Annotated in this window: 24 protein-coding genes; 16 read left to right on the top strand and 8 right to left on the bottom strand. The window is 72.4% G+C overall.

The window, feature by feature from the left end; all coding sequences use genetic code 11:
- Positions 1-14 precede the first annotated feature (14 nt).
- The 8 genes from ACOQFB_RS17945 to ACOQFB_RS17910 form a co-directional block, all read right to left on the bottom strand.
- Positions 15-1,013: a glycosyltransferase family 2 protein gene (locus ACOQFB_RS17945; protein WP_421608990.1), complete on the bottom strand. Its 999-nt coding sequence runs from the start codon at positions 1,011-1,013 to the stop codon at positions 15-17.
- On the bottom strand, positions 1,013-1,612 hold the full coding sequence (locus ACOQFB_RS17940) for a class I SAM-dependent methyltransferase (protein WP_421608989.1): 600 nt from the start codon (positions 1,610-1,612) through the stop codon (positions 1,013-1,015). Before ACOQFB_RS17940 ends, ACOQFB_RS17945 begins: the two co-directional genes overlap by 1 nt.
- On the bottom strand, positions 1,609-3,573 hold the full coding sequence (locus ACOQFB_RS17935; RefSeq protein WP_494492303.1) for a glycosyltransferase family 39 protein: 1,965 nt from the start codon (positions 3,571-3,573) through the stop codon (positions 1,609-1,611). The genes ACOQFB_RS17940 and ACOQFB_RS17935 overlap by 4 nt, the downstream gene beginning before the upstream one ends.
- On the bottom strand, positions 3,486-5,924 hold the full coding sequence (locus ACOQFB_RS17930; RefSeq protein WP_421608987.1) for a hypothetical protein: 2,439 nt from the start codon (positions 5,922-5,924) through the stop codon (positions 3,486-3,488). Before ACOQFB_RS17930 ends, ACOQFB_RS17935 begins: the two co-directional genes overlap by 88 nt.
- A 3-nt stretch (positions 5,925-5,927) precedes the next feature.
- Positions 5,928-6,890: an ABC transporter ATP-binding protein gene (locus ACOQFB_RS17925; protein WP_421608986.1), complete on the bottom strand. Its 963-nt coding sequence runs from the start codon at positions 6,888-6,890 to the stop codon at positions 5,928-5,930.
- Between the two features lies 1 nt (position 6,891).
- A complete protein-coding gene (locus ACOQFB_RS17920; protein WP_421608985.1) occupies positions 6,892-7,668 on the bottom strand; it encodes an ABC transporter permease in 777 nt (258 codons plus the stop codon).
- The gene (locus ACOQFB_RS17915) at positions 7,665-8,531 is read right to left on the bottom strand and encodes a hypothetical protein (RefSeq protein WP_421608984.1); all 867 of its coding nucleotides are present in this window, start codon (positions 8,529-8,531) and stop codon (positions 7,665-7,667) included. Before ACOQFB_RS17915 ends, ACOQFB_RS17920 begins: the two co-directional genes overlap by 4 nt.
- 134 nt (positions 8,532-8,665) lie before the next feature.
- Positions 8,666-9,295: a type IV pilin protein gene (locus ACOQFB_RS17910; protein WP_421608983.1), complete on the bottom strand. Its 630-nt coding sequence runs from the start codon at positions 9,293-9,295 to the stop codon at positions 8,666-8,668.
- 299 nt (positions 9,296-9,594) lie between these two features.
- Here ACOQFB_RS17910 and ACOQFB_RS17905 point away from each other — a divergent pair, with 299 nt between their 5' ends.
- The 16 genes from ACOQFB_RS17905 (at position 9,595) to ACOQFB_RS17830 (ending at position 26,722) form a co-directional block, all read left to right on the top strand.
- Positions 9,595-10,578 (top strand): prepilin peptidase, encoded by a 984-nt coding sequence (locus ACOQFB_RS17905; RefSeq protein ID WP_421608982.1) that lies wholly within the window; start codon positions 9,595-9,597, stop codon positions 10,576-10,578.
- A gap of 5 nt (positions 10,579-10,583) precedes the next feature.
- Entirely contained in the window at positions 10,584-11,696 is a 1,113-nt protein-coding gene (locus ACOQFB_RS17900) for a sensor histidine kinase (RefSeq protein WP_421608981.1), read from the top strand.
- Between the two features lie 76 nt (positions 11,697-11,772).
- The gene (locus ACOQFB_RS17895) at positions 11,773-13,110 is read left to right on the top strand and encodes a sigma 54-interacting transcriptional regulator (RefSeq protein ID WP_494492588.1); all 1,338 of its coding nucleotides are present in this window, start codon (positions 11,773-11,775) and stop codon (positions 13,108-13,110) included.
- A gap of 182 nt (positions 13,111-13,292) precedes the next feature.
- On the top strand, positions 13,293-13,562 hold the full coding sequence (locus tag ACOQFB_RS17890) for a helix-turn-helix transcriptional regulator (RefSeq protein WP_421608979.1): 270 nt from the start codon (positions 13,293-13,295) through the stop codon (positions 13,560-13,562).
- 99 nt (positions 13,563-13,661) lie between these two features.
- Positions 13,662-14,720, top strand: coding sequence for a type IV pilus assembly protein PilM (gene pilM, locus ACOQFB_RS17885; protein WP_421608978.1), 1,059 nt, complete (start codon positions 13,662-13,664; stop codon positions 14,718-14,720).
- A 2-nt stretch (positions 14,721-14,722) separates the two neighbouring features.
- Positions 14,723-15,301 carry a PilN domain-containing protein gene (locus tag ACOQFB_RS17880; RefSeq protein ID WP_421608977.1) on the top strand — a complete coding sequence of 193 codons (579 nt, stop codon included), beginning with the start codon at positions 14,723-14,725 and terminating at the stop codon, positions 15,299-15,301.
- Between the two features lie 7 nt (positions 15,302-15,308).
- On the top strand, positions 15,309-15,929 hold the full coding sequence (locus tag ACOQFB_RS17875) for a type IV pilus inner membrane component PilO (protein ID WP_421608976.1): 621 nt from the start codon (positions 15,309-15,311) through the stop codon (positions 15,927-15,929).
- Positions 15,926-16,456, top strand: a complete 531-nt coding sequence (locus tag ACOQFB_RS17870; RefSeq protein ID WP_421608975.1) for a pilus assembly protein PilP — start codon at positions 15,926-15,928, stop codon at positions 16,454-16,456. The genes ACOQFB_RS17875 and ACOQFB_RS17870 overlap by 4 nt, the downstream gene beginning before the upstream one ends.
- Complete coding sequence (locus ACOQFB_RS17865; RefSeq protein ID WP_421608974.1) at positions 16,453-19,110, top strand: type IV pilus secretin PilQ; 2,658 nt, start codon at positions 16,453-16,455, stop codon at positions 19,108-19,110. Before ACOQFB_RS17870 ends, ACOQFB_RS17865 begins: the two co-directional genes overlap by 4 nt.
- A 9-nt stretch (positions 19,111-19,119) precedes the next feature.
- Positions 19,120-19,767: a hypothetical protein gene (locus ACOQFB_RS17860; RefSeq protein WP_421608973.1), complete on the top strand. Its 648-nt coding sequence runs from the start codon at positions 19,120-19,122 to the stop codon at positions 19,765-19,767.
- A 129-nt stretch (positions 19,768-19,896) separates the two neighbouring features.
- Positions 19,897-20,256, top strand: a complete 360-nt coding sequence (locus ACOQFB_RS17855; protein ID WP_059439296.1) for a roadblock/LC7 domain-containing protein — start codon at positions 19,897-19,899, stop codon at positions 20,254-20,256.
- A 95-nt stretch (positions 20,257-20,351) separates the two neighbouring features.
- The gene (gene efp, locus ACOQFB_RS17850; protein WP_059439297.1) at positions 20,352-20,924 is read left to right on the top strand and encodes an elongation factor P; all 573 of its coding nucleotides are present in this window, start codon (positions 20,352-20,354) and stop codon (positions 20,922-20,924) included.
- Positions 20,925-20,981: 57 nt separating this feature from the next.
- The gene (accB, locus tag ACOQFB_RS17845; RefSeq protein ID WP_421608972.1) at positions 20,982-21,521 is read left to right on the top strand and encodes an acetyl-CoA carboxylase biotin carboxyl carrier protein; all 540 of its coding nucleotides are present in this window, start codon (positions 20,982-20,984) and stop codon (positions 21,519-21,521) included.
- Between the two features lie 16 nt (positions 21,522-21,537).
- A complete protein-coding gene (gene accC / locus ACOQFB_RS17840) occupies positions 21,538-22,920 on the top strand; it encodes an acetyl-CoA carboxylase biotin carboxylase subunit (RefSeq protein WP_421608971.1) in 1,383 nt (460 codons plus the stop codon).
- Positions 22,921-23,141: 221 nt separating this feature from the next.
- Positions 23,142-25,793 (top strand): tetratricopeptide repeat protein, encoded by a 2,652-nt coding sequence (locus ACOQFB_RS17835; RefSeq protein ID WP_421608970.1) that lies wholly within the window; start codon positions 23,142-23,144, stop codon positions 25,791-25,793.
- Positions 25,794-25,801: 8 nt separating this feature from the next.
- On the top strand, positions 25,802-26,722 hold the full coding sequence (locus ACOQFB_RS17830) for an ExeA family protein (protein WP_059438272.1): 921 nt from the start codon (positions 25,802-25,804) through the stop codon (positions 26,720-26,722).
- Positions 26,723-26,815: the final 93 nt, after the last annotated feature.

Genomic DNA, 26,815 nt, shown 5'->3' with positions numbered 1-26,815 from the left:
TTGCGCTGCCGCGACTAACGCCGGACGGCGAGCACGTCCGCGGTGCTCCCGGGCCGCTCCTGCGACTCCTGCGCGCTCGCCGCACCGACGACCCGTCCGACGAGGTAGAGCGGCCGCGCCTTCACCTCTTCGTACACGCGTCCGACGTACTCTCCGATGATCCCGAGGAAGAACAGCAGGACGCCCGAGAGGAACGTGCCGAGCAGGACCTCGGCCGTGAAGCCCTTCGGCGAATCCTGGAGGAAGAACTTCGCGAACACCGAGTAGGCCGCGAAGATCGCCGCCAGGCCGATGGTGACGGCGCCCAGCAGCGCGGCCGCGCGGATTGGGACGATCGAGAAGGCGAAGATTCCATCCGAAGCGAGCTTGAGCAGCCGGAAGAAGCCGTACTTGCTGCGGCCGGCGTGGCGCTCGGCCCGCTCCACGTCGATGCCCGTCTGGCGCAGGCCAACCCAGCTCCGAAGGCCGCGGAGGTAACGGTGGTGCTCCGGCATCCGCTTCAGATGGTCGACGACACGCCGGGACATGAGAGCGAAGTCACCGGAGTCGAGCGGGACTGGTACCTCCGAGAGCCTCGCCATCACGCGGTAGAACAGGAAGTAGCAGGCCCGGAGGGCCCACGACTCCTTCCGCTGCGTCCGCCTCGCGTACACGACGTCGAACCCGTCGGCGTGGCGCTCGAGGAACCGGGGGATCTCCTCGGGCGTGTCCTGCAGGTCGCCGTCCATCACCACCGTCACGTCGCCGCGCACGTGATCGAGGGCTGCGGTCAGCGCCGCCTGATGGCCGAAGTTGCGCGACAGCGAGATCGCGAGGATCCGCTCGTCGCGCCGCGCCTCGTCCTCGAGCACCTCCAGCGTGCCGTCGGTGCTGCCATCGTCCACGAACACCATCTGGTGCGGACCGCCCGGGAGCTCGTCGAGCACGGCCCGGAGCCGCCGGAGCAGCTCCGGCAGGACGGTCTCCTCGTTGTGGAGCGGGATCGCGACGGAGATCCTCGGTGCGCGCTTCATCACTTCACCTCTCCCTTGCAGTAGACCATCTTCCACAGCGGCACGCCGAGCAGCGAGAGCGAGTAGGTCTCGAAGATCCGGAGCTCGAACACTCGGCCGAAGAGCGCCCGCCACTCCTCGAGCGGCCTGGCGTAGGCGCCACGGTCCTGTCTCGCCAGGAAGCGCGCGATCGACGGGTCCTCGGGCAGGACCAGGTCGAGGATGTGGACCGCGCCGTCCGGGGTCAGCGCGCCGGCCATCCCCGCGAGGATCCGTTCGGCGTCGCGGTCTGCGACGTGGTGCAGGAAGCTGTTGGCCAGCACGAAGTCGAACTTTCGCTCCGGCTGGAAGGCGTAGGTGCAGATGTCCGCGACGACGAACTCCCGCGCGAAGCGCCGCCGCGCGGACGCGATGTACGCAGGGTTGATGTCGATCCCGACGTACTCGACGCCAGAGAACGCGGCGGTGTTCGTCCCCGGACCGCACCCCACGTCGAGCACGCGCCGGGCACCCGAGAGCTGACCGTGCTGGACGAGCGGCGCGAGCTTGTCCGCCGCGAACGGGCTCTGCCACAGGCGATAGACCGCAGGGTGCTCGAGCAGCTTCGTGGACAGGCTCATCGTGGAGCTGCTCCATGCATCGTGGAGGCTTCGTCGCCGCCGGAACCCAGCAAGTGCTCCAGCAAGGCGCGCGCGGAGGCACGGGCGGGCTCGGAGGCGAGCGCCGCCCGCGCCTGCGCGATCGCCTCCTCGCGGCGGCCGGTCGCGACCAGCGCGAGCGCGTGCAGCTCGTGTGCTGCGCCGGTGTCGAGCGCCCGGCTCGCGGCCTCGAGGTGCGGCAACGCCGCCGAAGGTTCGCGGGCAGCCAGCAGCGCCTCGCCGAGCAGCGCCTCGACCTTCGGCCGGTCGGGCCGGAGACGCAACGACTCGGCGAAGTAGAGGGCGGCGAACGCCGGCTCACCGTTGGCGAGGATGCGGACGCCGTCGCTCGCGTATCGAACTGCGCGCGCCACGGGCTCCTTGCCGGGAGGCGCCGTCGAGGCCCAGGTGACGTACGCGCAGCTCGCGGCCGCCGCGATGGCCAGGGGCCGCACCCGACGCGCTCCGATCCACCCGCCGAGGCGCACCACGCCAGCGCCCGCGAGCGGGAGCAGCACGAGCGCGATGGGCGCGCGATATCGGGAGAGGACGATCGCGAGCGCGAGCGTCGGGAGGCTGGCCGCGACCGCGACCAGGATCGGCCAGGCCTCGCGCGCGCGCCGGGTCGCGAGCCCCACCGCCGCGAGCGGGACGATCACCACGAACGTCACAGGGAGCGCGCGCAGGACGGGCGCGGCGTGCCGGAACAGATACAGGTCCACGTTGTTCGGCGATTCGAAGCCATGCCAGGCGTAGAGGAGCTTCTCGGCGTTCAGCCGCACCCAGCCGAGCGCGCTCGGGTGCGATGGGATCGACTCCATGAGCGAGGCGACGAAGCTGCCGTTCGTGGAGGCGAGGATGCGCGGGTACTCCGACCCCACCATCACGTCGAACGGGTTCGCGCTCGCCGTATGGAACAACGCGAGCATCGAGGCGCCGGATCCGTTCATGGTGAGCGCCGGGGCGCCGACCGCGAGGTTCCGGATGATCGCGGGCAGCAAAGCAACGCCCATCCCCATCGCCACCAGCCCAGCGGCGGCCCACCGGTCGCGCCTGGGCGTCCGGACCGTCGCGAGCCGCCACGCGCCCATCGCCAGCGGGAAGATCAGGAACGTCTGCTTCACCAGCGAGGCCGCCCCGAACGCGATACCGAGCCACAGCCATCGCGAGCGCCGCCCCTCTGGCGCCCAGTGCATCGCCAGGGCCAGACCAAGCGTGGCGTAGGCCACCAGCGCGTCTCGAAGGAGCGTGACCTCGAGGTAGAGCGGGACCGGCGCGAGCACCGCGAGGACTCCGGCGGCCAGCGCGGCACGCTCGCAGAACAGCCGGCGTGCGAGCCGGTGGACCAGCACCACCCCGAGCACGCCGAGCAGGAGCTGCCACGCGAAGACGTGCCACACGTCGGGACCGGTGAGCCAGTACGTGAGCCCGACCAGGTACGGGTAGATCGGCTCCTGGTAGAACGCTGGCCCGTGGAGCCAGCCATCCCAGAGCCGCTCCTGGAGCGCGGCACGTGCCGGCGTCCCGCCGGCGGGAAGGCCCTCGGGCGCGAGCGCAGGTCGTTCGGCGACGGCCTCATCGGCCACGACCCGCATCCACTCGAACGTCGGATGGAGCGGGCCCGCCTGCAACCAGTCGCCCCGCGCGATGTGTCGCCCCCAGACGTCGAAGAAGAAGTTGTCCGACTCGGTGACGACGGCATGGATGCGGGGTACCGGCCCCGCCGCGATCTGGAGAACCAGCATCAGGCGTACGAACGCTGCGGCCAGGACCAGCGCGCCGGTGACCCTGCCCCGATGCCGGGCGAGCCACGCCTCGGCGGCCTCCTGCCGCCCCTCGCTGCTCGAACTCGCGATCACTCGGCGCTCCTCATGGGCCGCCGGCGCTTCCGGGCCGCAGCCCCGATCACCACCGCGGCGCCTCCGATCAGGAAGATCGCCCACCCGGCAGTGAGCAGCGGCGTACGGTAGGTGAACTCGACGACGTGGCGACCCGCGTCCACCCACACCCCGCGCGCCAGGTAGTTCGCGGGGAGGATCTCCGCGAGCTGGCCATCGACGCGCGCAGTCCAGCCCGCCGCATGGATGTCGTTCAGCACCAGGAGCGCCCGGCGATCGGCGGTGGTCTCCACGACGACCCGCTCGGCGGCGTCCTCCACCACCTGCGCGGAGCCGGTGGGGGCGAGGTAGCCTTCGGGTACCGGGCCCTCCACCACCGATGCGTCGGAACGCGCGGGATCCACCTCCAGCACGAACTCCATCGCGCCGCGCCGATCCACCGACTTGAGGTCGGATGCGAGGTACGCCCGATCGCGGTGCGGGACTCGGACGAGATAGGCGGGGAGCAGCGGATCGGCCGCGACCACCTCGAACGGCGGCGCCAGTCCCGCCATCCGGGCCCGCTCGGGCGAGGCGGGCACGGAGACGAAGCCCACGCCGAACACACCGATGTGAGGCATCTGCGTCGCGACCGTCGTGCGCCGGTTGAAGCGATCGAGCCGCCACGGGACCATGCCGGTATAGGCGAGGAAGTTCCCGACCCGGTGATCGAGGTTGAAGCACGGCTCCAGGATGTGGCCGGCCCACGCCCATCCCGACTCGTAGGCGCGCAGCTCCGGCCAGCGATCGCTGGGGAGATCGAACGGGGTGAACACGCGCTGCAGACCCGGCTGGCCCTTCAGATAGGCACCGAACGGAGAGGGCTGGTTGACGATGACGGGATCGGCGAGCAGGTACCCGCGCACGTTCGCGGCGACCAGGTCCGCCACGACCACGAGCGCGAGGAGCGGACCCGGGCTCCGGCGAACGAGGCCGCGCTGGATGGCCAGGATGGCAGCTCCGAGGACCAGACACACCGCGCCGGACTCGACCAGTCCGTCGAGCAGGTTCGTCGCGAACGCGGCCGGCGCCCCGGCCTGATCCGGCGCCAGCGACCAGCGTGCGAGGACCGCCGTCACGCCCGAGAAGGAGAGCCGGCCGGCCGCGGACACCGCGAGCGCCGCCAGGCCCGCGCCGAGGATGAGCGAGGGCGCCCGCGCGCTCCGGTGCCGACCGCCGACCACGTCGTCGAGCCCGTACGCGGCCGCGATCGGGAGCAGGAGCGACGGCCAGATGGCCATCTTCTCCCAGTAGCGGAAGCCCCGAAGCACCGGCAGGTGCGGCAGCAGCTGGCCGAAGCCCCCGTAGTGCCCGAGCGCCATCCAGGTGAACAGGGCGGCGCAGAGGAGCAGCCATCGGGCAGGCCGCCACCGCGCCGTGGCGAGCATCGCCAGGGCGAACACCGACACGCCCACGTAGACCGACAGGACCCACGGGATGGTGACGACGGTGCCGGCGCCGAACGCCGAGTAGACGGGCGATCCGAGCGTCCCGGGGGTGTCGCGGTACATGTGCGGCAGGACGAGCTCGAGCAGGCGCGGCAGCGCCAGGTTCCAGCGCTGGAGCTCGCCCGGATCGAGGGCCGAGCCACGCGACGACTCCGGCATCCACGCGATCACCGGCAGCACGAACGGCGCCGCGCCGACGAGCGCAATCCCCGCGGCGGCCGCGCCGCGGCCGAGATCCCGCCGCCACCCGGTCCCGTCTCCCGCGATCGTGGCAGCGTACGGGACGAGCAGGGCGACGGCGAAGCCCCACGCCTGCGGGTCGCCCGCTGCCGCGCACAGGCCAGACGCCAGTCCGAGGCCAGCTGCGCGCCAGGGGCCCCCTCCGCGCGAGAAGTATGCGTGCGCGGCGGCGAACATCCAGGGGAGCGCGGAGAGCGTCGTGAGGTACTGCACGTTGTCGGTCGAGCCGACGAGCGCGCCGGAAAGCGCGAAGCCGAGGCCCGCCGCGATCCCGGCGTGCCAGGTGCGCCCGAGCAGGCGCGCCCAGGCATACGCTCCCGTCGCCGCGAGGAGGAACGAGAGCAGCACCCAGGCCTTGAAGCCGATCTCGAACGGGAGCGCGATCAGCAGCAGGTTGAACGGATGCTGCACGGCATCGACGGCGGTGCCGATGAGCGGGATGCCGAGCCCGGCGTACGGATTCCACTGCGGGAGGTGTCCCTGCCGCAGCTGCTCGGCCACGTACCGCTTCACCGGCCAGTGCATCCGCCCGTTGTCGCGGAACAGGAACTGCTGATCGGTGAGCAGCGCCGGCGCGAAGAAGAGCGCGAGCGCGGCAGCCATCGTCGCGACGGCGAGCGCGTGCGATCGCCACGACTCCGCCGCACCCAGCCTCGCAGCGGGCGGCGGCGACGCGGGCGGCTCGATCGGGAGATCGCGGAGCGGGGCGGGGGAGGTCTCGGCTGACATCGATCACCCGACGCGCTGCGCGCGCGCCGGAACGGCCGAGTCCTGGGCGCGCGCGAGCCGCACGAACGACTGCTCCAGCGTCTCCCGGTGCGGCAGGAGCGCCGTGATGCGGCCGCCGCACGAGACCACCCGCGCCGCCGCAGCGTTTGCTGCGTCCACGTCCCGGAACGACAGCACCCAGCAATCGGGGCCGCGGACGGCGTTCAGCGCCGCTCGCCGCAAGCCGTCGAACTCGGCCTCGGCGAGTCCGACGCAGCGGAGCTCGACGGACTGGATCGACCCGTCGAGCAGCTCGCCCAGGCTCCCCTGGCGGACCAGCTCGCCGTGCAGGAGCATCCCGGCGTGATCGCAGATGGACTCGACGTCACCGAGGATGTGCGTCGAGAAGAAGATGGTCTTCCCGCGCCGGCCCAGCTGGACGATGAGATCGCGGACCTCGGCCCGGCCGATCGGATCGAGGCCGCTCATGGGCTCGTCGAGGATGAGCAGCGGAGGGTCGTGCAGGATGGCCTGGGCCAGCCCGAGCCGCTGCACCATGCCCTTCGAGAACTTTCGGACGGTGAGGTCGGCGGCGCGGTCCAAGCCGACCAGCTCGAGCACCTCCTGGGCGCGCGCGCGGAGCTCGCGGCCGCCCATGCCGGAGAGCCGCCCCATGAGCGTGAGCACCTCCAGCGGACGCAGGAACTCGTGGAACGACGGGTTCTCCGGCAGGTAGCCCACCACGTGCCGGCTGGATGGATGGGAGATGGGCCGGCCGAAGATGGTCGCCCGCCCGCGGGAGGGGGTGACCAGCCCGACCAGGATCTTGATCGTAGTGCTCTTGCCGGCGCCGTTCGGCCCGACGAAGCCGAACACCGAGCCCTCGGCGACCCGCAGGTCCAGCGCGTCGAGCGCCACGACCTTCCGCATCCTGAAGCCGAGCCGGTAGGTCTTGCCGAGCCCTTCGATCCGAAGCGCGTCACTCATGTCAGCGGATGTCCCTGCGGGAGAAGACGAGGGCGGCGAGGGCGAGGAGCACGCCCGCGTACCCGAACCCGTAGGCCAGGCGGATCAGCACGGAGCCGATCCCGACCACGTCGCCGTAGGTGAGCGCCTCCTTCGCGTCGAGCAGGCCCATGTTCGGGAGGAGTACGTCGAGCAGGTGGACGACCTGCTTCAGTTCCACCTGCTCGGCCTTCAGCCAGAAGCTGCGGACCTCGGCGAACAGGAAGCCGGACGCGAGCGCGGAGAGCGTGAAGATGGTGGCAAGGGTCGGGGTGGTGAAGGTCGCGAACAGCACCGCGAGCGCCACCGCAACCGCGAACTGCGCGATCATCAACCCGAAGGCCGCGAGGAAGCCGGAGCCCAGGAAGCTCGCGTCGCCGCGGTAGACCAGGAGCGCGAGCGCGCTGACCGCCGCCATGACCAGGAGGTTCAGGCCCGCCGTCGCGAGCAGGCCCAGGAACTTCCCCACGACGAACTCGGCGCGGCTGACCGGCCGAGCCAGCAGCGCGTAGCACGTGCGCCGGTCGATCTCCCTCGCGACCAGCGAGACGCCGACGAACACCGAGATGAGCAGCCCGAATACCTGGGTGCTCGAGGTCGACACGTCCGCGATGATGCGGAACTGCTCGCCCAGGGTCAGCCGGGAGACGGTGAGCGACGCGATCGTCATCGCGATGGCGAAGAACACCAAGTTGTACAGGAGGCGCTCGCGGAGCGCCTCGCGCAACGTGTTGGCGGCGATGGAGAGCGTACGGGTCATCGATCCACGCGGAGGGGCTGGCGCGCGCCGAGCCTGGTCGAGCGCACCGTGTCGGAGAACGGGTCGTACACGAGGGTTCCGCCCGAGGGATCCGCCGGGACCGAGGGCAGCAGGCCGATCCAGGCGACCTCGTCGAGCGCCCAGGGCCGCCGGCCCGTCCGCATCCGGAAGGCGGCCACGGCGCGCTCGCACCGGTCCAGCTCACGAAAGGTGAGCACCTTGACGATGCGCTGCTCGAGCTGAGCGCGCTGTTCGGGGATGGACTCCTGCTGGAGGCTGAGCTCCAGGAAGCCGAGCGCCGCATCGTACTCGTCGGAGCGGTTCGCGAGCAGCGAGAGGTTCGCGGCCAGGAGCGCGAGGTGCGGCCGCCTGCCGACCTCTGCCGCGCGGCGCGCGTAGGCCGCGGCGCCCGCATAGTCCTCCTGGTAGAAGAACTTGTTGAAGGCGTAGAGGAAGGGCAGCATCCAGCGGTCCGGCACGTTGCGCATGCCCTTCTCGAGGATCCGGTCGCTCAGCTCGACCTGGTGCGCGAGACCGCTCAGGTTCGACCCGACCACCTGGTAGGCATAGCCGAAGCGCGGGTCGAGATCGGTGACGATCTCGCCCAGCGGGTAGAGCGCGTCCCATCCGCGGCGGGGAGCCATCGCCGACTCTCCCACGTACATGACGGTCCTGAGCCAGTAGAGATCGGCGAGGAGCAGCCTCTGGCCCATGGCCGTGGTCCGGAGCGCCTGGCCCGACGGGAGCCAGGCCGGGTCGCGGACGCTCCCGACCCGCGCCGCCTCAGGCTCCAGCGTTGCCCGCGCCGCCGCCGTCACGGTGACGAGGAGGGCGATGACGATGGCGAGTCCGAGGCGGTTCATCCCGGATGCGGAGGATAGCCGAAAAGCAGACGGAGCGAGAGCGGGCGGCTGGCCGGTCGGTGAGAGGTTCACCGCGAAAAGAAGAAGGGCACCGCAGCCGCGCGGTGCCCTTCTCCATGAGGCGTTCGTCGAGACTAGAAGACGTCCGGGAGCGACACGGCGCACGGGGTCGCGTACACGGTCGCGCCCGCGGAGGGGAGGCAGCCGGAGCCCGCGGTGCCCGGGAACGTGATGCTCAGCGGCCAGCTCGCCGGGGCGGCCCCGGCCAGCGTCGGCTTGACCAGCGCGACCTGACCCTGGACGGCGTCGCCGTCGATGTCCGAGACGGCGCCGGCGGAGTAGCAGATGCCCGCGTTCGTCGCCGAAGGGGAGCCGGCGCAGGGGGTCAGCACGCCATACCGGAAGTACGTGGCGCCCTCGACCTGCCAGTCGATTGCGTTCGCGACCGCGAGGTCGGTGGTGGCCCACACCAGCTTCTGGCTGCCGACCGTGCCGGCTGCCGGGAGCCCGCCGCCGCGGAGGTTCCAGTACTGGCCGGGGACGTAGTTCGGCTCGAGCACGCCGCTCACGGTGAGCTGACGCTCACCCTGGCGCAGCGCCTCCTCCGCCTTCCGGAGGCCCTCGATGTTCGACGACGCCTCCGAGAACTTCGACCGGAGCTGGTACTTGATGAAGTTCGGGATCGCGATCGCGGCCAGGATGCCGATGATGGCCACCACGATCATGAGCTCGATGAGCGTGAAGCCCTTCGCAAGCTTCTTCATGTGTCGCTTCTCCTTTGATGTCGGTGCGCCTGCGCCCGACTGCGCCAGGCACACCTGCCAGCCCGGCCGGACGCCTCCACAAGCACGGCGGGTGCCAGGGGCGGAGGCGTGCAACCGCCCGGAAGGACGGAGCGGCCCGGGGCCGGAAGTGGACCAGAAACGGCAGGGGGTCGAGGAGCGGCTGACAAAAAACGTCACTCGCGCTCGAGCGCGCGGCCGCGAAGCGATTTTGACAACGCGGCGGCGGGGCCCGATCATCCCCGGGTGCGCCCCGCTCCGCGGCCCCGCGCCGCTTCTGCTTGAGCACGCTCCCGCCAGATCCGCTGCTCCGCGCCGCCGTGCTGGCGTGGGTGTTCGCCGTGGGCGCGGTCATCGGCAGCTTCCTCAACGTCGTGATCGCGCGGGTCCCGGTGGGCGAGTCGATCGTCCACCCGCCCTCGCGCTGCCCGGCCTGCGGCGCGGGCATCCGCTGGTTCGACAACATCCCGATCGTCTCGTGGCTGCTGCTGCGGGCGCGGTGCCGGCGCTGCGCGGCGCCGATCTCCTGGCGGTACCCGGCGGTCGAGCTGCTCGGCGCGCTCGCGGCGCTCATCGCGTTCCAGCGCCACGGCCTGACGTTCGCGGCAGCCGCGGAGCTCGCCTTCGTGGCGGCGCTCGTCGCGCTCGCGTTCATCGACCTCGACACCTGGCTGCTGCCGCACGCGATCACCTGGCCCGTGCTCGGGACCGGGCTCGCCGCCTCCGCGCTCGGCGTCGCGGCGGCACCCTCGCTGCGCTCGTCGGCGCTGGGCGCGGCCCTCGGCTTCGCCGCCTTCGCGCTCGTCTCGATCGTCGGGGAGCGCGTGCTCCGGAAGGAGGCGCTCGGGTTCGGCGACGTGTGGCTCCTGGCCGGCCTGGGCGCGTGGCTCGGCGCCGGCGCGCTCATCCCGGTGGTGCTGTTCGCCTCGACGCAGGGCGCGCTGGTGGGCCTCGCGCAGATCGCCGCCGGCAAGGGGCAGCCCGGGCCCGCCGCGGAGGAGCCCGAGGCCTCGGATCCGCCCGGGACTCCGCCGGATGCGCCGGCCGCCCCGGTCCGCGACGGGCCTGCGGCCTCGCCGCCGTCAGAGGAGGTCGCGTCGCAGGGCCCCGCCTCGGAGCACGATGGCGCCCGCGAGGACGACGACTGGGTCCCGCCGCGCCACGCCGTTCCCTTCGGTCCATTCCTGGTGCTGGGCGCGCTGGAGTGGCTCTACGGCGCGCACGCGCTCGCGTCCCTCGTCCCGGGCCTGCGTCCGTTCCTGTGATCGCGATGCGTCGGCGCCTCCGGCTCCTCCTGCTCCTCCAGGTGACCGCCCTCGCCGCCGCCTCCGCCGCGCTCCTGCTGGCGCTCGGCCTGCCGCTCCTCGCGCGCGGCGTGCTCACGCCCCGTGCCTTTGCGCTGCTCGCCCTCGCGGACGCGGCGCTCGTCGCGCTGCTGGGGGCCGCCATCCTGCTCCGGTGGGTGGGCGCGCCGGTGGAGCGGCTGCTCGCGGCGGCCTCGCGCATCCAGGCCGGGGAGGGTGAGCTGCCACCGCTCGGGCCGCCGGGCGAGGTCGCCGGCGCCGGTCTCGGGCGCGCGGCGCTCGCGTTCGAGCGGACCTCGGCGGCCCTCGGGGAGGAGCGCCATCGCCTGGCCGCCCGGGTGGAGGAGCTGGCGGCCGCCAATGCGCGCCTGGCCGAGGCGCGCGAGGAGCTGCTCCGCGCCGAGCGGCTCGCCACGGTGGGGCGCCTCGCCGCCGGGATCGCCCACGAGGTCGGGAACCCGCTCGGCGCGATCACCGGCTACGCGGAGCTGGCGCGCGCGCGGCTGGAGGGCGGCGGCGCGCCGGCGGAGGTGGCGGACTTCCTCGCGCGCATCTCCGCCGAGACGCAGCGGATCGACGCGATCGTGCGCGACCTGCTCGACTTCGCCCGACCGTCGCGGCTCGACCTCGCCCCGGTCGGCCTGCCCGCCGCGATCGACGCGGCGCTGCGGCTGGCGCGGATGCAGGAGCGCTTCCGCGGCGTGCGCATCGAGCTGGAGCTGCCGGCGCAGCTCCCACCGGTGGTCGCCGACGAGCGACGGCTGGCGCAGGTGTTCCTGAACCTGCTGCTCAACGCGGCCGACGCGATGGAGGGCGCCGGCGCGGTGCGCATCCGGGCGCGCGCGGTGGACGCCGCGGTCGAGGTCGAGGTGGCCGACGAGGGGCCGGGGATCCCGTCCGCGGATCTGCCCCGCGTCTTCGATCCGTTCTTCACCACGAAGCCGCCCGGCCGCGGCACCGGGCTGGGGCTCGCGGTCTGCCACGGCATCATGGAGTCGTTCGGCGGTGGGATCGCGGCCGAGCGCTCCGCCCGAGGGGCGCTGCTGCGGCTGCGCCTCCGCACGCCGCGGCTCCCCTGACCGGGCCGCCCACCCCCGCGTGCTAGACTCGTCCCGCGTGTTCCGCAGCGTCCTCATCGTGGACGACGAGTCGTCCATGCGTCACCTGCTCACGGTGATCCTCACCGACCGCGGGTACGACGTGCGCGCGGTGTCGAGCGCGGAGGACGCGCTGAAGGAGGTCGCCGCGCACGACTACGACCTCGTCCTCACCGACGTGCGGATGCCGGGGATGGGCGGGCTCGCGCTGGTGCGCGAGCTCCAGCGCGCCGCGCCGGAGCGCCTGGTCATCGTGATGAGCGCCTACGGGACGCACGACACGGCGCTCGAGGCGATGAAGGCCGGCGCCTACGACTACCTCCAGAAGCCGTTCAAGCCGGACGAGGTCGTGCTGGTGCTGCGCAAGGCCGAGGAGCGCGAGGGGCTCGCGCGCGAGAACCGGCGCCTGCGGCGCGAGCTCGCGTCCGAGTATCCCGCGGACGGCCTGGTGGGCGCCTCCGAGGCGATGCAGGAGGTCCTTCGGCAGGTCCGCAAGGTCGCCGGGCAGAAGACCACCGTCCTGGTGCAGGGAGAGTCGGGCACCGGCAAGGAGCTGGTGGCGCGCGCGCTCCACGAGCTCTCGCCGCGCGCGAGCATGCCGTTCGTGGCGGTGAACTGCGGCGCCATCCCGGCGGAGCTGCTCGAGTCGGAGCTGTTCGGCCACGTGAAGGGCGCGTTCACCGACGCGCGCCGCGACAAGAAGGGGCTGGCCGCGGAGGCGGACGGCGGCACGCTGTTCCTGGACGAGGTCGGCGAGCTCCCGCTGCCGCTCCAGGTCAAGCTGCTGCGGCTGCTGCAGGAGGAGGAGATCCGGCCGGTGGGAGACGTGCGGACGCGCCGGGTGGACGTGCGCATGATCGCCGCCACCGCCCGCGACCTGTCCCGCGCCGTCGCCGAGGGGCAGTTCCGGGAGGACCTCTACTGGCGCCTGAACGTCGTCGCCGTCCGGCTACCGCCGCTGCGGGAGCGGCGCGAGGACATCCCGGCGCTCGCCGGGCACTTCCTCTCCCGCCTCGGGCGCCTGCGTCCCGAGCTGCCGGCGCTGTCGCTCTCTCCCGAGGCGCACGAGTCGCTCCTCGCGCACCGGTGGCCGGGGAACGTCCGCGAGCTCGAGCATGCGCTGGAGCGCGCGGTCGTGCTGGCGGACGGGCCGGAGATCCGCGAGGACGACCTGCCCGAGGCGGTGCGGGCCGGCCAGGCAGCGGCGCTGCCGACGCCCTCGCCCGTCGTCCCGGACGGGACGCTCTCCCTACGCCGGGCCACGCGCGCGGTCGAGGAGCAGCTGGTGAGGGCGGCGCTGGAGCGCACCGGCGGGAACCGCACCCGCGCGGCGGAGCTGCTGGAGATCTCGTACCGGGCGCTCCTCTACAAGATCAAGGAATACGGGCTCGGGTAGGCGCCGCGCTCACAGGGCGGCGGCCGGGCGCCCGCCTGCCTGCCGCCCCCCTCCACCGCCCGTATGACGCATAACTAGGCATCACTGCGCATCACGTAGGGCTCGATCGCCTACAACCGCCGATATTCGCGCAGGCGCCTTTCTTGATCCTTCGGGGGGCGATCGCTTAGCGTGGCCCCCGCATGGCTGACCGACCGCCCAGCGCCCGGACGTCCCTCCTGAAGCCCGCGCGGCGCACGCCCAACAACGTGCAGCGGCTCCGGGAGGAGCAGCTCCTCACGAAGGCCGAGCTCGCCCGCAAGGCGGGCGTCTCCCCGCTCACCGTGACCCGGATCGAGCACGGCCTGGAGTGCCGCGTGGACACCAAGCGGAAGATCATCCTCGCGCTCGGCCTCACGCCGTCGGACCGGCGCAAGGTGTTCGGGCCCAGCACCGGGGGGCGCCTTCCGTGAGCCCCGCCCAGCCGTTCACCCTGAGCGCACGCCCCGACGCGGAGCGGCTCGAGACGGGGCGCGGGCGCGCTTGCCCGCGCCTCTCGTGAAGGGAGCGCCATGGCGAAGAGCAAGCTCGCCGTCGGCCTCGACATCGGCTCGTCCAGCGTGAAGCTGGTCCAGCTGAAGGAGAAGCGGGGCGGCTGGTCGCTGCAGGCGTTCGGCACCGCGCCGCTGCCCCCCGAGGCCATCGTGGACGGGGCGCTGATGAACTCGTCCGCGATCGTGCAGGCGATCCAGGAGGTGATCGCGCAGCAGAAGCTGAAGGTGAAGGACGTCGCCATCGGCGTCCGCGGCCACTCGGTGATCATCAAGAAGATCTCGCTCCCGCGCATGTCGCAGGAGGAGCTCGACGAGTCCATCCAGTGGGAGGCGGAGCAGTACATCCCCTTCGACGTGAAGGACGTGAACATCGACACGCAGATCCTCACGCCCGAGGGCGACGCCGCCGGGCAGATGGACGTGCTGCTGGTCGCCGCCAAGAAGGACATGATCAACGACTACACCTCGGTCTGCGCGGAGGCGGGGCTGACCGCGACCGTGGTGGACGTGGACGCGTTCGCCGTCCAGAACGCGTTCGAGGTGAACTACGACGGCGCGCCGGACGAGACGGTGGTGCTCATCAACGTGGGCGCCGCGGTCACCAACGTGAACGTGGTGTCGCACGGGATCACCACCTTCACGCGCGACATCACCATGGGCGGCAACGCCTTCACCGAGGAGATCCAGAAGCAGCTCAACATCTCCTACGAGGAGGCCGAGGCGCTCAAGATCGGCGGGCAGGGCGAGTCCGACGCGGTGGTCCCGCAGGAGGTCGAGCGGGTCATCCAGGGCGTCGCCGAGCAGCTCGGCGGCGAGGTCCAGCGCTCGCTCGACTTCTACGCCTCGACGTCCGGCGGGGCGGCGCTCACGCGCGTCTACCTGTCCGGGGGGACCGCGCGCATCCCTGCGCTGTTCCGGGTCATCGAGGCGCGGGCCGGCGTGCCGGTCGAGGTGCTGAACCCGTTCAAGAACATCGAGATCGACAACCGCAAGTTCGATCCGGCGATGATCCTGGGCGCCGCGCCCTCCGCCGCCGTCAGCGTGGGCCTGGCGCTCCGCCGCTCCGGGGACAAGTAGCCATGATCCGGATAAACCTCCTCCCGGCGCGGGTCTCGAAGAAGAAGCAGGCCGGAACGCAGCAGCTCGCGCTGCTCGCGCTGCTGGTGGCCGCGGGGCTCATCGGAAACTACCTGTGGGCAGCCTCGCGTGCGTCCGAGCTCAAGGCCCGCCAGGCGCAGGTGGCGCGCACGCAGGCAGACATCGCCCAGCTCGATCGGATCATCGGCGAGGTCAAGGACATCAAGGACCAGCAGGCGCAGCTGCGCGAGAAGCTCCAGGTGCTGGACCGGCTCAAGGCAGGGCGCACCGGCCCGGTCAAGATGCTCGACCAGCTCGCCCAGCTCACCCCCAAGCGCCTCTGGCTCGCCAGGCTCGAGCAGAAGGGCGACGCGCTGACCTTCGCGGGCACTGCGGGCACCATCGACGACGTCTCGGAGTTCATGAGCGCGTTGCAGGGGTCCCGGTTCTTCCGCGAGGTCGAGCTGAAGCGCACCGCCGCGAAGGCGGAGAAGCAGTTCCGCCTGGTCGACTTCACCCTGACGGCGAAGGTGGTCTATCCGGACGCCCCGGTGGTCGCGGGCGCGCCCGCGACCAGGTAGGCACGCCATGGAAAAGCTCATCGAGAACGTCGCCCGGGCGTCCACGGCCACGAAGGTCGCAGCGGTCGCGGGCATCGTGATCCTCGTCACGGCCCTCAACTACTTCGCGATGGGCCTGAACATGGGGCCCTCCATCTCCGAGACGGAGACGCGCATCCAGCGGATGCGCAACGAGCAGGCGCGCCTGGATCGCGAGTACATCGAGAAGACCTCGATCGCGAACAACCTGAACCAGTTCCGGCGGGAGAAGGAGCTGCTCGAGGAGCGCCTGCGCCAGGCGCTCGCGGAGCTTCCCGAGGACAAGAACATCGACGAGCTGCTGCAGCTCTTCCAGGACCGCGCACAGAAGGCGGGGCTGGAGATCGGCACCATCGAGCCTCAGGCCGCGGTGGCGGACCGGTTCTTCGCGCGCATCCCCATCCCCATGACCGTCACAGGGACCTTCCACGAGATCGCGACGTTCTTCGACGCGCTGGGGCGCATGCAGCGCATCGTGAACGTCACGGACATCTCGCTCGACTCGCCCAAGGACGTGAGCGGGAAGGTCATCCTGAACGGCAAGTTCCTGGCGACGACCTTCATGTTCGTCGACGCGAGCGCGAAGCCGCCGAAGGGTGGTGCGAAATGAACCGTGCCCGCCTCGTCGCCGTGGCGGTCGCCGCCGTCCTGGCCGCCTGTGGCGATCCGAAGCCCAAGCGGCCCGGGCCTGCCGCCCAGCCAGCGGCGGCGCCCGCAGTGAGCGCCGCCGCGGAGCCGACCAAGCCGGCCCCGGTGGACGACTGGGTCTACAGCTCGGTCGGGAAGCGAGATCCGTTCCGCAGCTTCCTGGCCGACGTGGCCCAGGCAGGGAACGGGCTCCAGACCCGCTGCGCGACCCCGCTCGGCCGGTTCGAGCTCGATCAGCTGAAGCTGGTCGCGGTGGTCACCGGGCTCGAAGATCCGGTCGCGATGGTCGAGACGCCCGCGGGCGTTGGCTACGCGGTGCGCCGCGGCGCCTGCCTGGGAAAGAACGGTGGCACGGTCGCGGCCGTCCGGAGCGGCGAGCTCGTGGTGACCGAGTTCGCCCTGCGCGCCGACGGGACCCGTGACCGCACGCAGACGGTGCTCCGCCTCCCGAAGGAAGCGGCGCTCAACCTCGAGGAGCAGCTCCCATGACTTCCCGCCTGAAGCCCGTCGTCGGCCTGCTCCTGTGGGGCGCGATCAGCGCCGCGTCCGCGGCCGAGCCGAACGTGATCCGGGGAATCGAAGTCGGGCAGCGCGAGGGCGCGCTCGAGCTCGAGATCCGCGGCTCGCGCGCCCCGTCCTACTCCGTGTTCAAGCTGCAGGACCCGCCGCGGCTGGTGGTGGACCTCGCCGGCGCCGACGTGTCCGGGGTGAGCTCGCCCATCCAGGTCGGCAAGGCCGGCGTGCTCGCGGTGAGCACCGCGCAGTACAAGGACGAGCGGAGCGCGGTCGGCCGCGTGATCATCGCGCTCGACGGCGCGCGCCGCTACGACGTGGCGCCGCGGGGCGACGCGGTGGTGGTGCGGGTGCTGGAGGCCGAGGCCGCGGTCGCCCCCGCCGCCGCGACCGCCTCCGCGCCGAAGGCGCCGGCGCCGGCGCCGGCCCCGGCTCCCGCGGCCGCGCCCGCCGCCGCGCCTTCGGGCGACGATCACCTGGTCGCGCACCGCGTTGACGAGGGTCCGGCCGGCACCGCCACGCGCATCACCGGCGTCCGCGCCGCCGCCGGCCAGCTCGTCATCGCGACCGACGGCCAGGCCGGCCGCCTCGAGATCCTCGAGCTGCGCGACCCCGCGCGTCTCGCCATCGACGTCCACGGCGTCTCCGGCGCGCCGCGCGCACCGGTCAAGGTGCGCGGCGCGTTCTCGCAGGTCCGCTTCGGCCGCGACGACGGCAAGGTGCGCGTGGTGCTCGACGCGTCCGGCGCACTCCCGAAGTACGAGGTGAAGCGCGTGGCCGGCGGGGTGGCGGTGGTGACCTCGGGTGCGGCCGTCGCGTCCGCCGAGCCGGCACGCAAGGCTGCGCCGGCGCCCCGGGCAGAGCCCGCCGCCCCGGCGGCGGCGCCCGCGGCCCCCGCCCTGGCGCGCATCGGCGACGTCCGCTTCGCGAGCGCTGGCGGCGGCGCTCGCATCGACATCGCCGGCAAGGCGCCGTTCGTGATCTCGCGACCCGACGCGCGCACGGTGGTGCTGACGCTGGACGGCGCGCAGCTCCCGCGTGCGCTGGAGCGCTCCCTCGACACCAGCGCCTTCCGCGGGCCGGTGGCGATGGTCTCGTCCTTCAACCAGCCGCAGACCGGGCAGGTCCGCATCGTGGCCAGCCTGCGCGGCACGGCCACCGACCGCATGGTCGAGACGCGCGACGGGCTGGCCTGGACGTTCACCGAGGGCGGCGACGCGGCGGAGGCCGCCGCGCCGGCCGCGCCGGAGCAGGCCCAGGCCGCCGACGCGAAGGTGGCGGGCTTCGCCGCCGAGGCCCCGGCCTACGCCTCCTCCGGCGCGCCCCAGGCGCGCGGCTACAGCGGCCGCCGCATCACCCTCGACTTCCACGACATCGAGATCCGCAACCTGCTGCGGCTCATCGCCGACGTGTCGAAGAAGAACATCGTCGTGGCCGACGACGTGGCCGGGAAGGTCACCGTCTCGCTCCGCAACGTGCCCTGGGACCAGGCGCTCGACCTGGTCCTGCGCTCCAAGGGCCTGGGCAAGGAGGAGATGGGCAACGTGATCCGGATCGCCAAGGTGGACGCGATCGCCAAGGAGCAGCAGGCGCGCGCCGAGGCCGAGAAGGCCCGGCTCCCGCTGGTGCCGCTCAAGGTGCGCATCATCCCGGTGAACTACGCCCGCGCCAGCGACGTGATGGCCCGGGTGAAGGACGTGCTCTCCGAGCGCGGCTCGGTCTCCACCGACGAGCGCACCAACGTCCTCATCGTGAAGGACATCGCGGAGGCCCTGGTCCGCGCCGAGGGCCTGGTGCGGAACCTCGACACCGAGATCCCGCAGGTGCTCATCGAGAGCCGCATCGTCGAGGCCTCCTCCAACTTCAACCGCGCCCTCGGCGTGCAGTGGGGCGGCAACGCCGCGTTCACCCAGGCCACCGGCAACCCCACCGGCGTCGCCTTCCCCAACAACGTCGCGGGCGCCGGCGCGGCCGGCCAGACGCCGAACCAGGGCACCTCGGGCACCCCGAACTACGCGGTCAACCTGCCGGCCGCCATCGGCCAGGGCTCCGGCGGCGGCATCGGCCTGGTGCTCGGCTCGGCGAACGGGGCGTTCAACCTGAACCTGCGCCTCTCCGCGCTCGAGAACAACGGCGTGGTGAAGACCATCTCCTCGCCCAAGATCGCCACCATCGACAACCGGGAGGCGACCATCGGGCAGGGCATCTCCATCCCCTTCTCCCAGACCTCCGCGTCGGGCGTGAACACCACCTTCGTCGAGGCGAAGCTGGAGCTGAAGGTCACCCCGCACGTCACCGCCGACGGCTCGATCCTCCTCAAGATCAAGGCGACCAACAACGCGCCCAACTCCGGCCTCACCGGCGCGAACGGCCAGCCGTCGATCTCGAAGCGCGAGGCCGAGACCGAGGTGCTCGTGAAGGACGGCGAGACCACCGTCATCGGTGGCATCTACACGCGCTCCACGGCCACGAAGACTGCCTCGGTGCCGTTCCTCAGCAAGATCCCGCTGCTCGGGTACTTCTTCCGGAGCACGGAGAACAGCGACGACCACACCGAGCTGCTCATCTTCATCACGCCGCGCATCCTGAACCGGCAGCCGGCGACGGCCGCGGCGGCCGCGAGCAACTAGGAGCCAGCCATGAAGACGCGACTCGCGACCCTCTTCCTCGCCGCGGCGGCGCTCGCCTGCACGGTGGACAACAACGCCTCGATCCAGGTGGTGGCGATGTGCGCGCCGCCCGAGGGGACCTGCGGGACCGAGGGCGGGTGCGGCACGTACCTGGCCTCGCAGCCCTTCGTCTACCTCCAGGGCGGCACCAACCACCTCGACATGTTCGTCGAGATGACGAATCAGCTGCCGAACAACGCGGACGCATCGTCGGGGCGCCTCAACACGAACGACGCGTACCTGGAGAAGTACCGGCTGAGCTACCGGAGCGCGTTCTTCAGCTACGCGGACTACGACTACCCGGCGAGCGGGATCCTGCGGGCGGGGAGCACCAGCGCCCCCGTGGTCCGACTCATCCCCGAGACCATCAGCGCGCCCATGTCCGCGGCCATGGCGACGGCCGGCGTGACCCTCGGCATGGTGGAGGTCGAGCTGAAGGTCACCGGTCACTACGCGAGCGGCGACTCGTTCGAGGTCGGCGGCGTGACGTTCCCGGTGGACGTGCACAACGACGCGTTCCCCGGCTACACGTGCCCGAACCTGACCGACACGCTGTACGTCTGCCCGAACTCGGCCCAGACGGCTGCGGTCACCTGCACGCCGGCGGCGACGCCGTAGCCGCCGCCTGACGCGCCGCGTCCGCCCCCCATCCTTGACGCCCCCGGCGCCAGCGGGCTAGAACGGGCCGGTCTCCGCGGGTCCGGGGCCTGAAATCACGGCTCTTTTCGGCCGTGGAGGCGAGGATCGATGGGCTTTCGCGAACATTTGCAGGAGATCTGCCGGCGCTGCGACGGTGCGGTCGCCTGCACGCTCATGGGCATGGACGGCATCGAGGTGGACAGCCACGTCGAGGCCGAGGCCGACGTGGACCTCAAGTCCCTGCTCATCGAGTACTCCGGGCTGTTCCGGAGCGCCCAGGAGGCGTCCGAGACCCACGCGGCGGGCGGCCTGGCGGAGCTCTCGCTCTCCACGGACCGCATCCTCACCGTCGCACGCGTCGTCAACCCCGAGTACTTCATGGTCATGGCGCTCGCGCCGGACGGGAACTTCGGCAAGGCCCGTTACCTGCTGCGCGTCACCGCCCCCAGGCTGAGGTCCGAGCTGTAGCCGCGCGGGCGAGCGCACGCCGGCCGGTGCGCCGGGCGTCGCCCTGCGGCGGGGCTCATCTTTCACTTCCGACATTCCGAAGGAGCACCGACACAATGGCAGAGACCCTCGACACCTCGGCCTTCCGCCGCGGTCTCAAGATCGAGATCGACCGCGAGCCGTGGGAGATCATCGAGTTCCAGCACGTGAAGCCCGGCAAGGGCTCCGCGTTCGTGCGGACGCGCATCAAGAACCTGATGACCGGCCGCAGCATCGAGAAGACGTTCAAGTCCGGCGACGTGGTGGGCAAGCCCGACATCGACGAGCGGGAGATGCAGTACCTCTACCGCGAGGGCGAGCACTACAACTTCATGGACAACAAGAACTACGAGCAGACGTTCCTCACCGCGGAGCAGATGGGGGACGCGAAGAACTTCATCAAGGACAACACCACCACGCACATCCTGTTCTTCAACGGGAAGGCGATCGGGGTGACCCTGCCCAACTCGATGGACCTCAAGGTCGTGAAGTGCGACCCGGGCATCCGCGGCGACACGGTGTCCGGCGCGACCAAGCCGGCCGAGCTCGAGACCGGCTACGTGGTGAACGTCCCGCTGTTCATCAACGAGGGCGACACGCTCCGCATCGACACGCGGTCGGGCGAGTACCTGACCCGCGTCGCCGGCTAGCGCGCCGCCGCCGTCCTCCGTCCCCCCTCTCCACGTCCCTCGCCAGGAGCTCCGCACATGGCCACCCGTCCCCTGAAGCAGCAGCAGCCCGAGCGCACCCCCGAGCCCGCCCCGACGCCCGGCTTCACCATGGAGGACGTGAAGAAGCTGGTGGCCCTGGTGGAGAAGAGCGACGTGACGCACATCGCCTGGGCCAAGGGGGACGAGAAGGTGGTGATCCGCCGCGGCGGGGTCGCCGCGCCGGCGCCCGCGTTCCACGCCGCGCCGGTCGCCGCGCCGGTCCCGGCCGCGCTCGCGCCGGTCGCCGCCCCGGCGGCGGCCGCCGCCCCCAAGGCGGAGCCCAAGGCGGACAAGCCCGGCGTCGAGGTGAAGTCGCCGTTCGTCGGCACGTTCTACCGGGCGCCCTCGCCCGACTCGCCGCCGTTCGTCGACGTGGGCCAGAAGGTGAAGAAGGGCCAGACGCTCTGCATCGTCGAGGCGATGAAGCTCATGAACGAGATCGAGGCGGAGACCGACGGGACGGTCGCCGAGATCTACGTCCAGAACGCGACCCCGGTGGAGTTCGGCGAGCCGCTGTTCCGCATCGTCGCGGGCTAGGCCCGGAGAGGCCGGCATGTTCAAGAAGGTCCTCATCGCCAACCGGGGCGAGATCGCGCTCCGTGTGCTCCGCGCCTGCAAGGAGCTCGGCATCGCCACGGTGGCGGTCCACTCCACCGCCGACGCCGAGTCGCTCCACGTGCGGTTCGCCGACGAGGCGATCTGCATCGGGCCCCCGCAGTCGCGGGACAGCTACCTGAACCCGCGCGCGCTGCTCGCCGCCGCCGACGTCACCGGGGCCGACGCCCTCCACCCCGGCTACGGCTTCCTCTCGGAGAACGCCGAGTTCGCGGCGATGGTCGAGAAGATGGGCCTGAAGTTCATCGGGCCGCGGCCGGAGATGATCCGCCTCATGGGCAACAAGGTGGCGGCCCGCGAGGCGGCGGAGCAGGCCGGCCTGCCGCTGCTGCCCGGCGCCCGGGGCAAGCTCGCCGACGCCGAGGAGGCGGAGCGCATCGCCGAGCAGGTGGGCTACCCGGTGATCCTGAAGGCCGCCGCGGGCGGCGGCGGGCGCGGCATGAAGATCTGCCGCGACCGGAGCCAGATCCGGCAGCTGTTCGAGACCGCGTCGAACGAGGCGCTCGCCGCGTTCGGCGACGGGTCGATGTACCTCGAGCGCTACGTCGAGATGCCGCGCCACATCGAGCTGCAGATCGTGGCCGACGAGCACGGCAACGTCATCCACCTGGGCGAGCGCGAGTGCTCGGTGCAGCGCCGCCACCAGAAGCTCATCGAGGAGTCGCCCTCGCCCGCCGTCACCCCGGAGCTGCGCCGGGAGATGGGCGAGGTGGCCCTCAAGGCCATGAGGAAGATCGGCTACAACAACGTGGGGACCATCGAGTTCCTCATGGACGAGAAGGGCCGGTACTACTTCATGGAGATGAACACCCGCATCCAGGTGGAGCACCCCGTGACCGAGCAGGTCTACGGGCTCGACCTGCTGCGGGAGCAGATCCGGCTGGCGGCCGGCGAGCGGCTGGAGCGCTCGCAGGCGTCGGTGGTCCCGCTGGCGCACTCCATCGAGTGCCGCGTGAACGCCGAGGACCCGGTCACGTTCGCCCCGTCGCCGGGGCGGATCACCGGCTACCACCAGCCGGGCGGGTACGGCGTGCGCGTCGACACGATGGCGTACGAGCAGTACAAGGTGCAGCCGTACTACGACTCGCTCGTGGCGAAGCTGATCGTCACCGGGGCGAACCGGGAGATCGCGCTGCGCCGGGCGATGCGCGCGCTCAACGAGTACGTGATCGAGGGGATCAAGACCAACATCCCCTTCCACAAGCGCGTGCTCACCTTCCCGGCGTTCATGGCGGGGCAGTACGACACCCGCATCGTCGAGCAGATCCTGAACCCGCCCGCGCCGGAGGAGACCCCTGCCTCCAAGGCGGCGGGCACGTAGGTGTCCGCGGCGCCGCGGGGGCCGCCGGGCCCCGCGCGGCGGCCGGTTCGGGCGGGCGTCGGACGGGAAAATTCCCGCGTCACTTCGCGGGATTCGCGTCTTGACCGCCCCCGGGGCATCCATTACCCTCGCAGATAGCCCCTGGCCCGCGTCGACGGCGGTGCGCGCCGCCCGCGCGTCCCACGGATGCGCGAGCCTCTCCGCGAGCACCGCCCGGCCCGATGGCTGTCGACAAGAACAAGATCATCGCCGAGGCGACCCGGTTCGTTCAGAAGGGCGCGCTCGACAAGGCCATCGCCGCGTACCAGAAGATCCTCGCCGAGGACCCGCGCGACGTGCGGATCCTGCTCAAGGTCGGCGAGCTGTTCCAGAAGAAGGGCGACGACCGGCTCGCGGCCGAGGCCTTCACCAAGGTGGCCGAGACCTACGCGGACCAGGGCTTCTTCCTGAAGTCGGTCGCGGTCTACAAGCAGATCGTCCGGCTCGATCCCGGCGACGTCCGGGTCAACGAGCGGCTCGCGGGGCTCTACCAGCAGCTCGGCCTGATGAGCGACGCGATGGGGCAGCTGCAGGTCACCGCCGCCGCGCACGAGCGCTCCGGCGACGTGGCCCGGCTCACCGACGTGCTCCGCCGCATGGTGGAGCTCGATCCCGAGAACATCCCCTCGGCCATCAAGCTCGGCGAGCTGCACGCGCGGGCCGGCCAGGCCGCGCAGGCGCTGGGGCTGTTCCGCCGCGCGGCCGACCACCTCCGCAAGCACAACCGCGCCGACGAGTACCTGAAGGTCGCCGAGCGCATCGCCGGCCTGGAGCCGGACGACCTCGGGCTGACCCGCGAGCTCGCGCACATCTACCTCGCGAAGGGCGACACGAAGCGCGCCCTCGCGAAGCTGCAGCTGTGCTTCAAGGCGGACCCGAAGGACGTGGAGACGCTGAACCTGCTCGCGCAGGCGTTCCGCGACCTGGGCCAGGTCTCGAAGACGCTCTCGGTCTACAAGGAGCTCGCGCACGTCCACGCGGAGCGCGGCCGCGCCGCCGACGCGCGCGCCACCTGGCGCAAGGTGCAGGAGCTGGCGCCCGACGACGAGGACGCGCGCGCCGCGCTCGGCCCCGGGCCGTCAGGCACGCCGGTCCCCGGCGCCGTCGCCACCGTGGCCGCCGTCGCCCCGCCCCCGCGGCCGGCGGCCCCTCCCGCCGCGCCGCCGCCCGGGCCGCCCCCGGGCGTGCGCCCGGCGCCCGCGGCCTCCGGGCCGGACGCGGTCGCGAAGCTCCTCACCGAGACCGACGTCTACGTGAAGTACGGCCTCCACGACCGGGCGATGGAGCACCTGCGCAAGGTGCTCGCGGTGGACCCGGACAGCCCCGACGCGCACGAGCGCGCGCGAGAGCTGCACCACGGCGCGGGCCGTCTCGCCGAGGCCGCGCAGCACGGCGCCGCCGCCGTGCGGGCGCTGCTCGGGCGCGGGGAGGGCGACCGCGCGCGCGACGCGCTCGCGCGCCTGCGGCAGATCGCGCCGGAGCACCCCGAGCTCGCCGCGCTGGCGGCGGCCGCCGGGGCGAGCGAGGAGATCGCGCTCGAGCCGGACGAGGTGGAGGAGGTGCTCCTCGAGCCCGAGCCGGCCCCCGAGGACGACGCGCTCGCCCTCGAGGCGGCGGGCCACGCGGGCGACGACGAGGTCGTGCCGGACGACGAGCCGCCGCCCGCGGCCGCCGGCGCGCCCGCCGCCGGGCCGGACGAGGAGGAGGGCATCGCGCTCGAGATCGGCGCGCCCGAGCCCGCCCTGGACGCGGCCGGCGACGCGCTCGCCGAGGCCGCCGCGGCGGAGTCGGCCGAGTCGGAGGAGGTCGCCGACGAGGTCTCCGCCGAGCGCGCCGCGATGGCCCCGGCGCCCGCGCCCGCGCCGGCGATCGCGCCGCCCCCGCCCCCGCCCTCGCGCGCCGCCGCTCCGGGTCCCGCCCGCGCCGCGACCCCGGTCCCCGCGCCGGCGCCTCCCGACTTGGACGAGGACGAGTCGGAGGAGGCCGACCTCTCCGACGAGCTCGAGGAGGCGGACTTCTTCCTGCAGCAGGGCCTGCTCGACGACGCGCGCGAGGCGCTCCGGAACCTGGCCGCGTTCTACCCGGGCCACCGCGGCGTGGAGGCGCGGCTGGCCGAGGTGGAGCGCCGCCGCGCGCCGGCGGCGCGCGCGGCCGCGCCCGCACCGCCGCACCCGCCGCTCGGCGGGCCGGTGCACGAGACGCCGGCGCTCACGCCGCCGCCGGGCACCGACGACAGCTTCGACATCGCGCGCGAGCTCGCCGAGGAGCTGGGCGCGGCGCCCACGCCGGCGGGCGACGACGGCTTCCAGTACTCGGTCGAGGACGTCTTCAACCAGTTCAAGAAGGGCGTCGAGCAGACCGTCCGCCCCGAGGACAGCGCCACCCACTACGACCTCGGCATCGCCTACAAGGAGATGGGGCTGCTCGAGGACGCGGTGAAGGAGTTCGAGACCGCGCTGCGCGGCAACGACCGCAAGCGCGAGGTGGACTGCCTGTCGATGATCGGCGTGTGCCAGCTCTCCCGCGGCCAGCCGCGCGAGGCCGTCGCCGCGTTCCGGCGCGCGCTCGCCTCCGAGCTGCTGACGCGCGACGCCGCCAAGGCGCTCCATCACGACCTGGGCGTGGCCTACCAGGAGGCGGGCGATCCCGAGGCCGCGCTCCACCACCTCCAGAAGGTCAACCGCGTCGACCCCGGGTACCGCGACGTCGCGGAGCGCGTGCGCGCGCTCGGCGGCGGCCCCGGCAAGGCGCCGGCCGGCGAGGCGCGCGCCCCCGCCCGGACCGCCGCCGCGCCGCCCGCCCCCGGCCCGAAGAAGAACATCGGCTACCTGTAGGACTGCCCGTGAACTATCTCGAATTCTACGAGCTGGCCCAGGAGCCCTTCTCCAACGCGCCCGTCTCGCGCTTCTACTACTCGTCCGCCCAGCACGCGCAGGCGCTCCTCCGCCTGAACCACGCGGTCAGCGCCATGAAGGGGCTGGCGGTGCTGGTGGGCGACATCGGCGCCGGCAAGACCACGCTCGCGCGCCGCATGCTCGACAGCCTGCCGGAGGACGAGTACGAGGCCGCGCTGCTCGTCATCGTCCACTCCGGGATCACGCCCAGCTGGCTCCTGAAGCGCATCGCGCTGCAGCTCGGGGTGGAGAGCCCGGCCGAGGAGAAGCTCGCGCTGCTCGCGCAGCTGTACCAGCGGCTGGTCCGGATCTACGAGTCGGGCAAGAAGGCGGTGGTGCTCATCGACGAGGCGCAGATGCTCGCCTCGCGCGAGATCATGGAGGAGTTCCGCGGGCTCCTGAACCTGGAGGTGCCGGAGCGCAAGCTCCTGTCCTTCGTGTTCTTCGGCCTGCCCGAGATCGAGGACAACCTCCGCCTCGACCCGCCGCTCGCCCAGCGCGTGGCGCTGAAGTACCGGCTGGAGCCGCTCAGCGCCGAGGCCACCGAGGCGTACGTGCGCCACCGGCTCCGCCTGGCCGGCGCCCCGCGCCTGCCCTTCACGCCCGCGGCGATCCAGCGGATCCACGACCACACCGGCGGGACGCCGCGCCTCATCAACACGCTCTGCGACAACGCGCTGTTCGAGGGCGCCATGGCGCGCGCCCGCGAGATCGACGACCGGTTGCTCGACCGCGTCGCCCGCGATCTCGGCATCGAGGCGCCGGAGCGGCCCGCCCCCGGCGCGCCCGCCGTCCGCGGCGGCCGCGAGGGCGGCGGCCTCGATCTCGCCGAGATCGACCGGTACCTGGAGTCGCTCGGCGTCAAGTAGCCCCGGCCCGCCCGCCGCCGTGCCGGCGCGGCGCTCCCACACCCTCACCCACCGCGCCGCCGCCGGCGCGGCCGGGCCCCCGGCGCGGCCCAC

This window comes from Anaeromyxobacter sp. Red801, assembly GCF_049201065.2.
Lineage (GTDB): Bacteria > Myxococcota > Myxococcia > Myxococcales > Anaeromyxobacteraceae > Anaeromyxobacter.
The sequence above is the reverse complement of the archived record's forward strand: the minus strand, read 5'-3'. Positions and strand labels throughout refer to the sequence as shown.

Bases quoted from the DNA above. Each gene is read 5' to 3' on its own strand.
- ACOQFB_RS17945 (WP_421608990.1), bottom strand. From the start codon at position 1,013: ATGAAGCGCGCACCGAGGATCTCCGTCGCGATCCCGCTCCACAACGAG.
- ACOQFB_RS17940 (WP_421608989.1), bottom strand. From the start codon at position 1,612: ATGAGCCTGTCCACGAAGCTGCTCGAGCACCCTGCGGTCTATCGCCTG.
- ACOQFB_RS17930 (WP_421608987.1), bottom strand. From the start codon at position 5,924: ATGTCAGCCGAGACCTCCCCCGCCCCGCTCCGCGATCTCCCGATCGAG.
- ACOQFB_RS17925 (WP_421608986.1), bottom strand. From the start codon at position 6,890: ATGAGTGACGCGCTTCGGATCGAAGGGCTCGGCAAGACCTACCGGCTC.
- ACOQFB_RS17920 (WP_421608985.1), bottom strand. From the start codon at position 7,668: ATGACCCGTACGCTCTCCATCGCCGCCAACACGTTGCGCGAGGCGCTC.
- ACOQFB_RS17915 (WP_421608984.1), bottom strand. From the start codon at position 8,531: ATGAACCGCCTCGGACTCGCCATCGTCATCGCCCTCCTCGTCACCGTG.
- ACOQFB_RS17910 (WP_421608983.1), bottom strand. From the start codon at position 9,295: ATGAAGAAGCTTGCGAAGGGCTTCACGCTCATCGAGCTCATGATCGTG.
- ACOQFB_RS17900 (WP_421608981.1), top strand. From the start codon at position 10,584: ATGCGTCGGCGCCTCCGGCTCCTCCTGCTCCTCCAGGTGACCGCCCTC.
- ACOQFB_RS17895 (WP_494492588.1), top strand. From the start codon at position 11,773: ATGCGTCACCTGCTCACGGTGATCCTCACCGACCGCGGGTACGACGTG.
- ACOQFB_RS17890 (WP_421608979.1), top strand. From the start codon at position 13,293: ATGGCTGACCGACCGCCCAGCGCCCGGACGTCCCTCCTGAAGCCCGCG.
- pilM (WP_421608978.1), top strand. From the start codon at position 13,662: ATGGCGAAGAGCAAGCTCGCCGTCGGCCTCGACATCGGCTCGTCCAGC.
- ACOQFB_RS17880 (WP_421608977.1), top strand. From the start codon at position 14,723: ATGATCCGGATAAACCTCCTCCCGGCGCGGGTCTCGAAGAAGAAGCAG.
- ACOQFB_RS17875 (WP_421608976.1), top strand. From the start codon at position 15,309: ATGGAAAAGCTCATCGAGAACGTCGCCCGGGCGTCCACGGCCACGAAG.
- ACOQFB_RS17870 (WP_421608975.1), top strand. From the start codon at position 15,926: ATGAACCGTGCCCGCCTCGTCGCCGTGGCGGTCGCCGCCGTCCTGGCC.
- ACOQFB_RS17865 (WP_421608974.1), top strand. From the start codon at position 16,453: ATGACTTCCCGCCTGAAGCCCGTCGTCGGCCTGCTCCTGTGGGGCGCG.
- ACOQFB_RS17860 (WP_421608973.1), top strand. From the start codon at position 19,120: ATGAAGACGCGACTCGCGACCCTCTTCCTCGCCGCGGCGGCGCTCGCC.
- ACOQFB_RS17855 (WP_059439296.1), top strand. From the start codon at position 19,897: ATGGGCTTTCGCGAACATTTGCAGGAGATCTGCCGGCGCTGCGACGGT.
- efp (WP_059439297.1), top strand. From the start codon at position 20,352: ATGGCAGAGACCCTCGACACCTCGGCCTTCCGCCGCGGTCTCAAGATC.
- accB (WP_421608972.1), top strand. From the start codon at position 20,982: ATGGCCACCCGTCCCCTGAAGCAGCAGCAGCCCGAGCGCACCCCCGAG.
- accC (WP_421608971.1), top strand. From the start codon at position 21,538: ATGTTCAAGAAGGTCCTCATCGCCAACCGGGGCGAGATCGCGCTCCGT.
- ACOQFB_RS17835 (WP_421608970.1), top strand. From the start codon at position 23,142: ATGGCTGTCGACAAGAACAAGATCATCGCCGAGGCGACCCGGTTCGTT.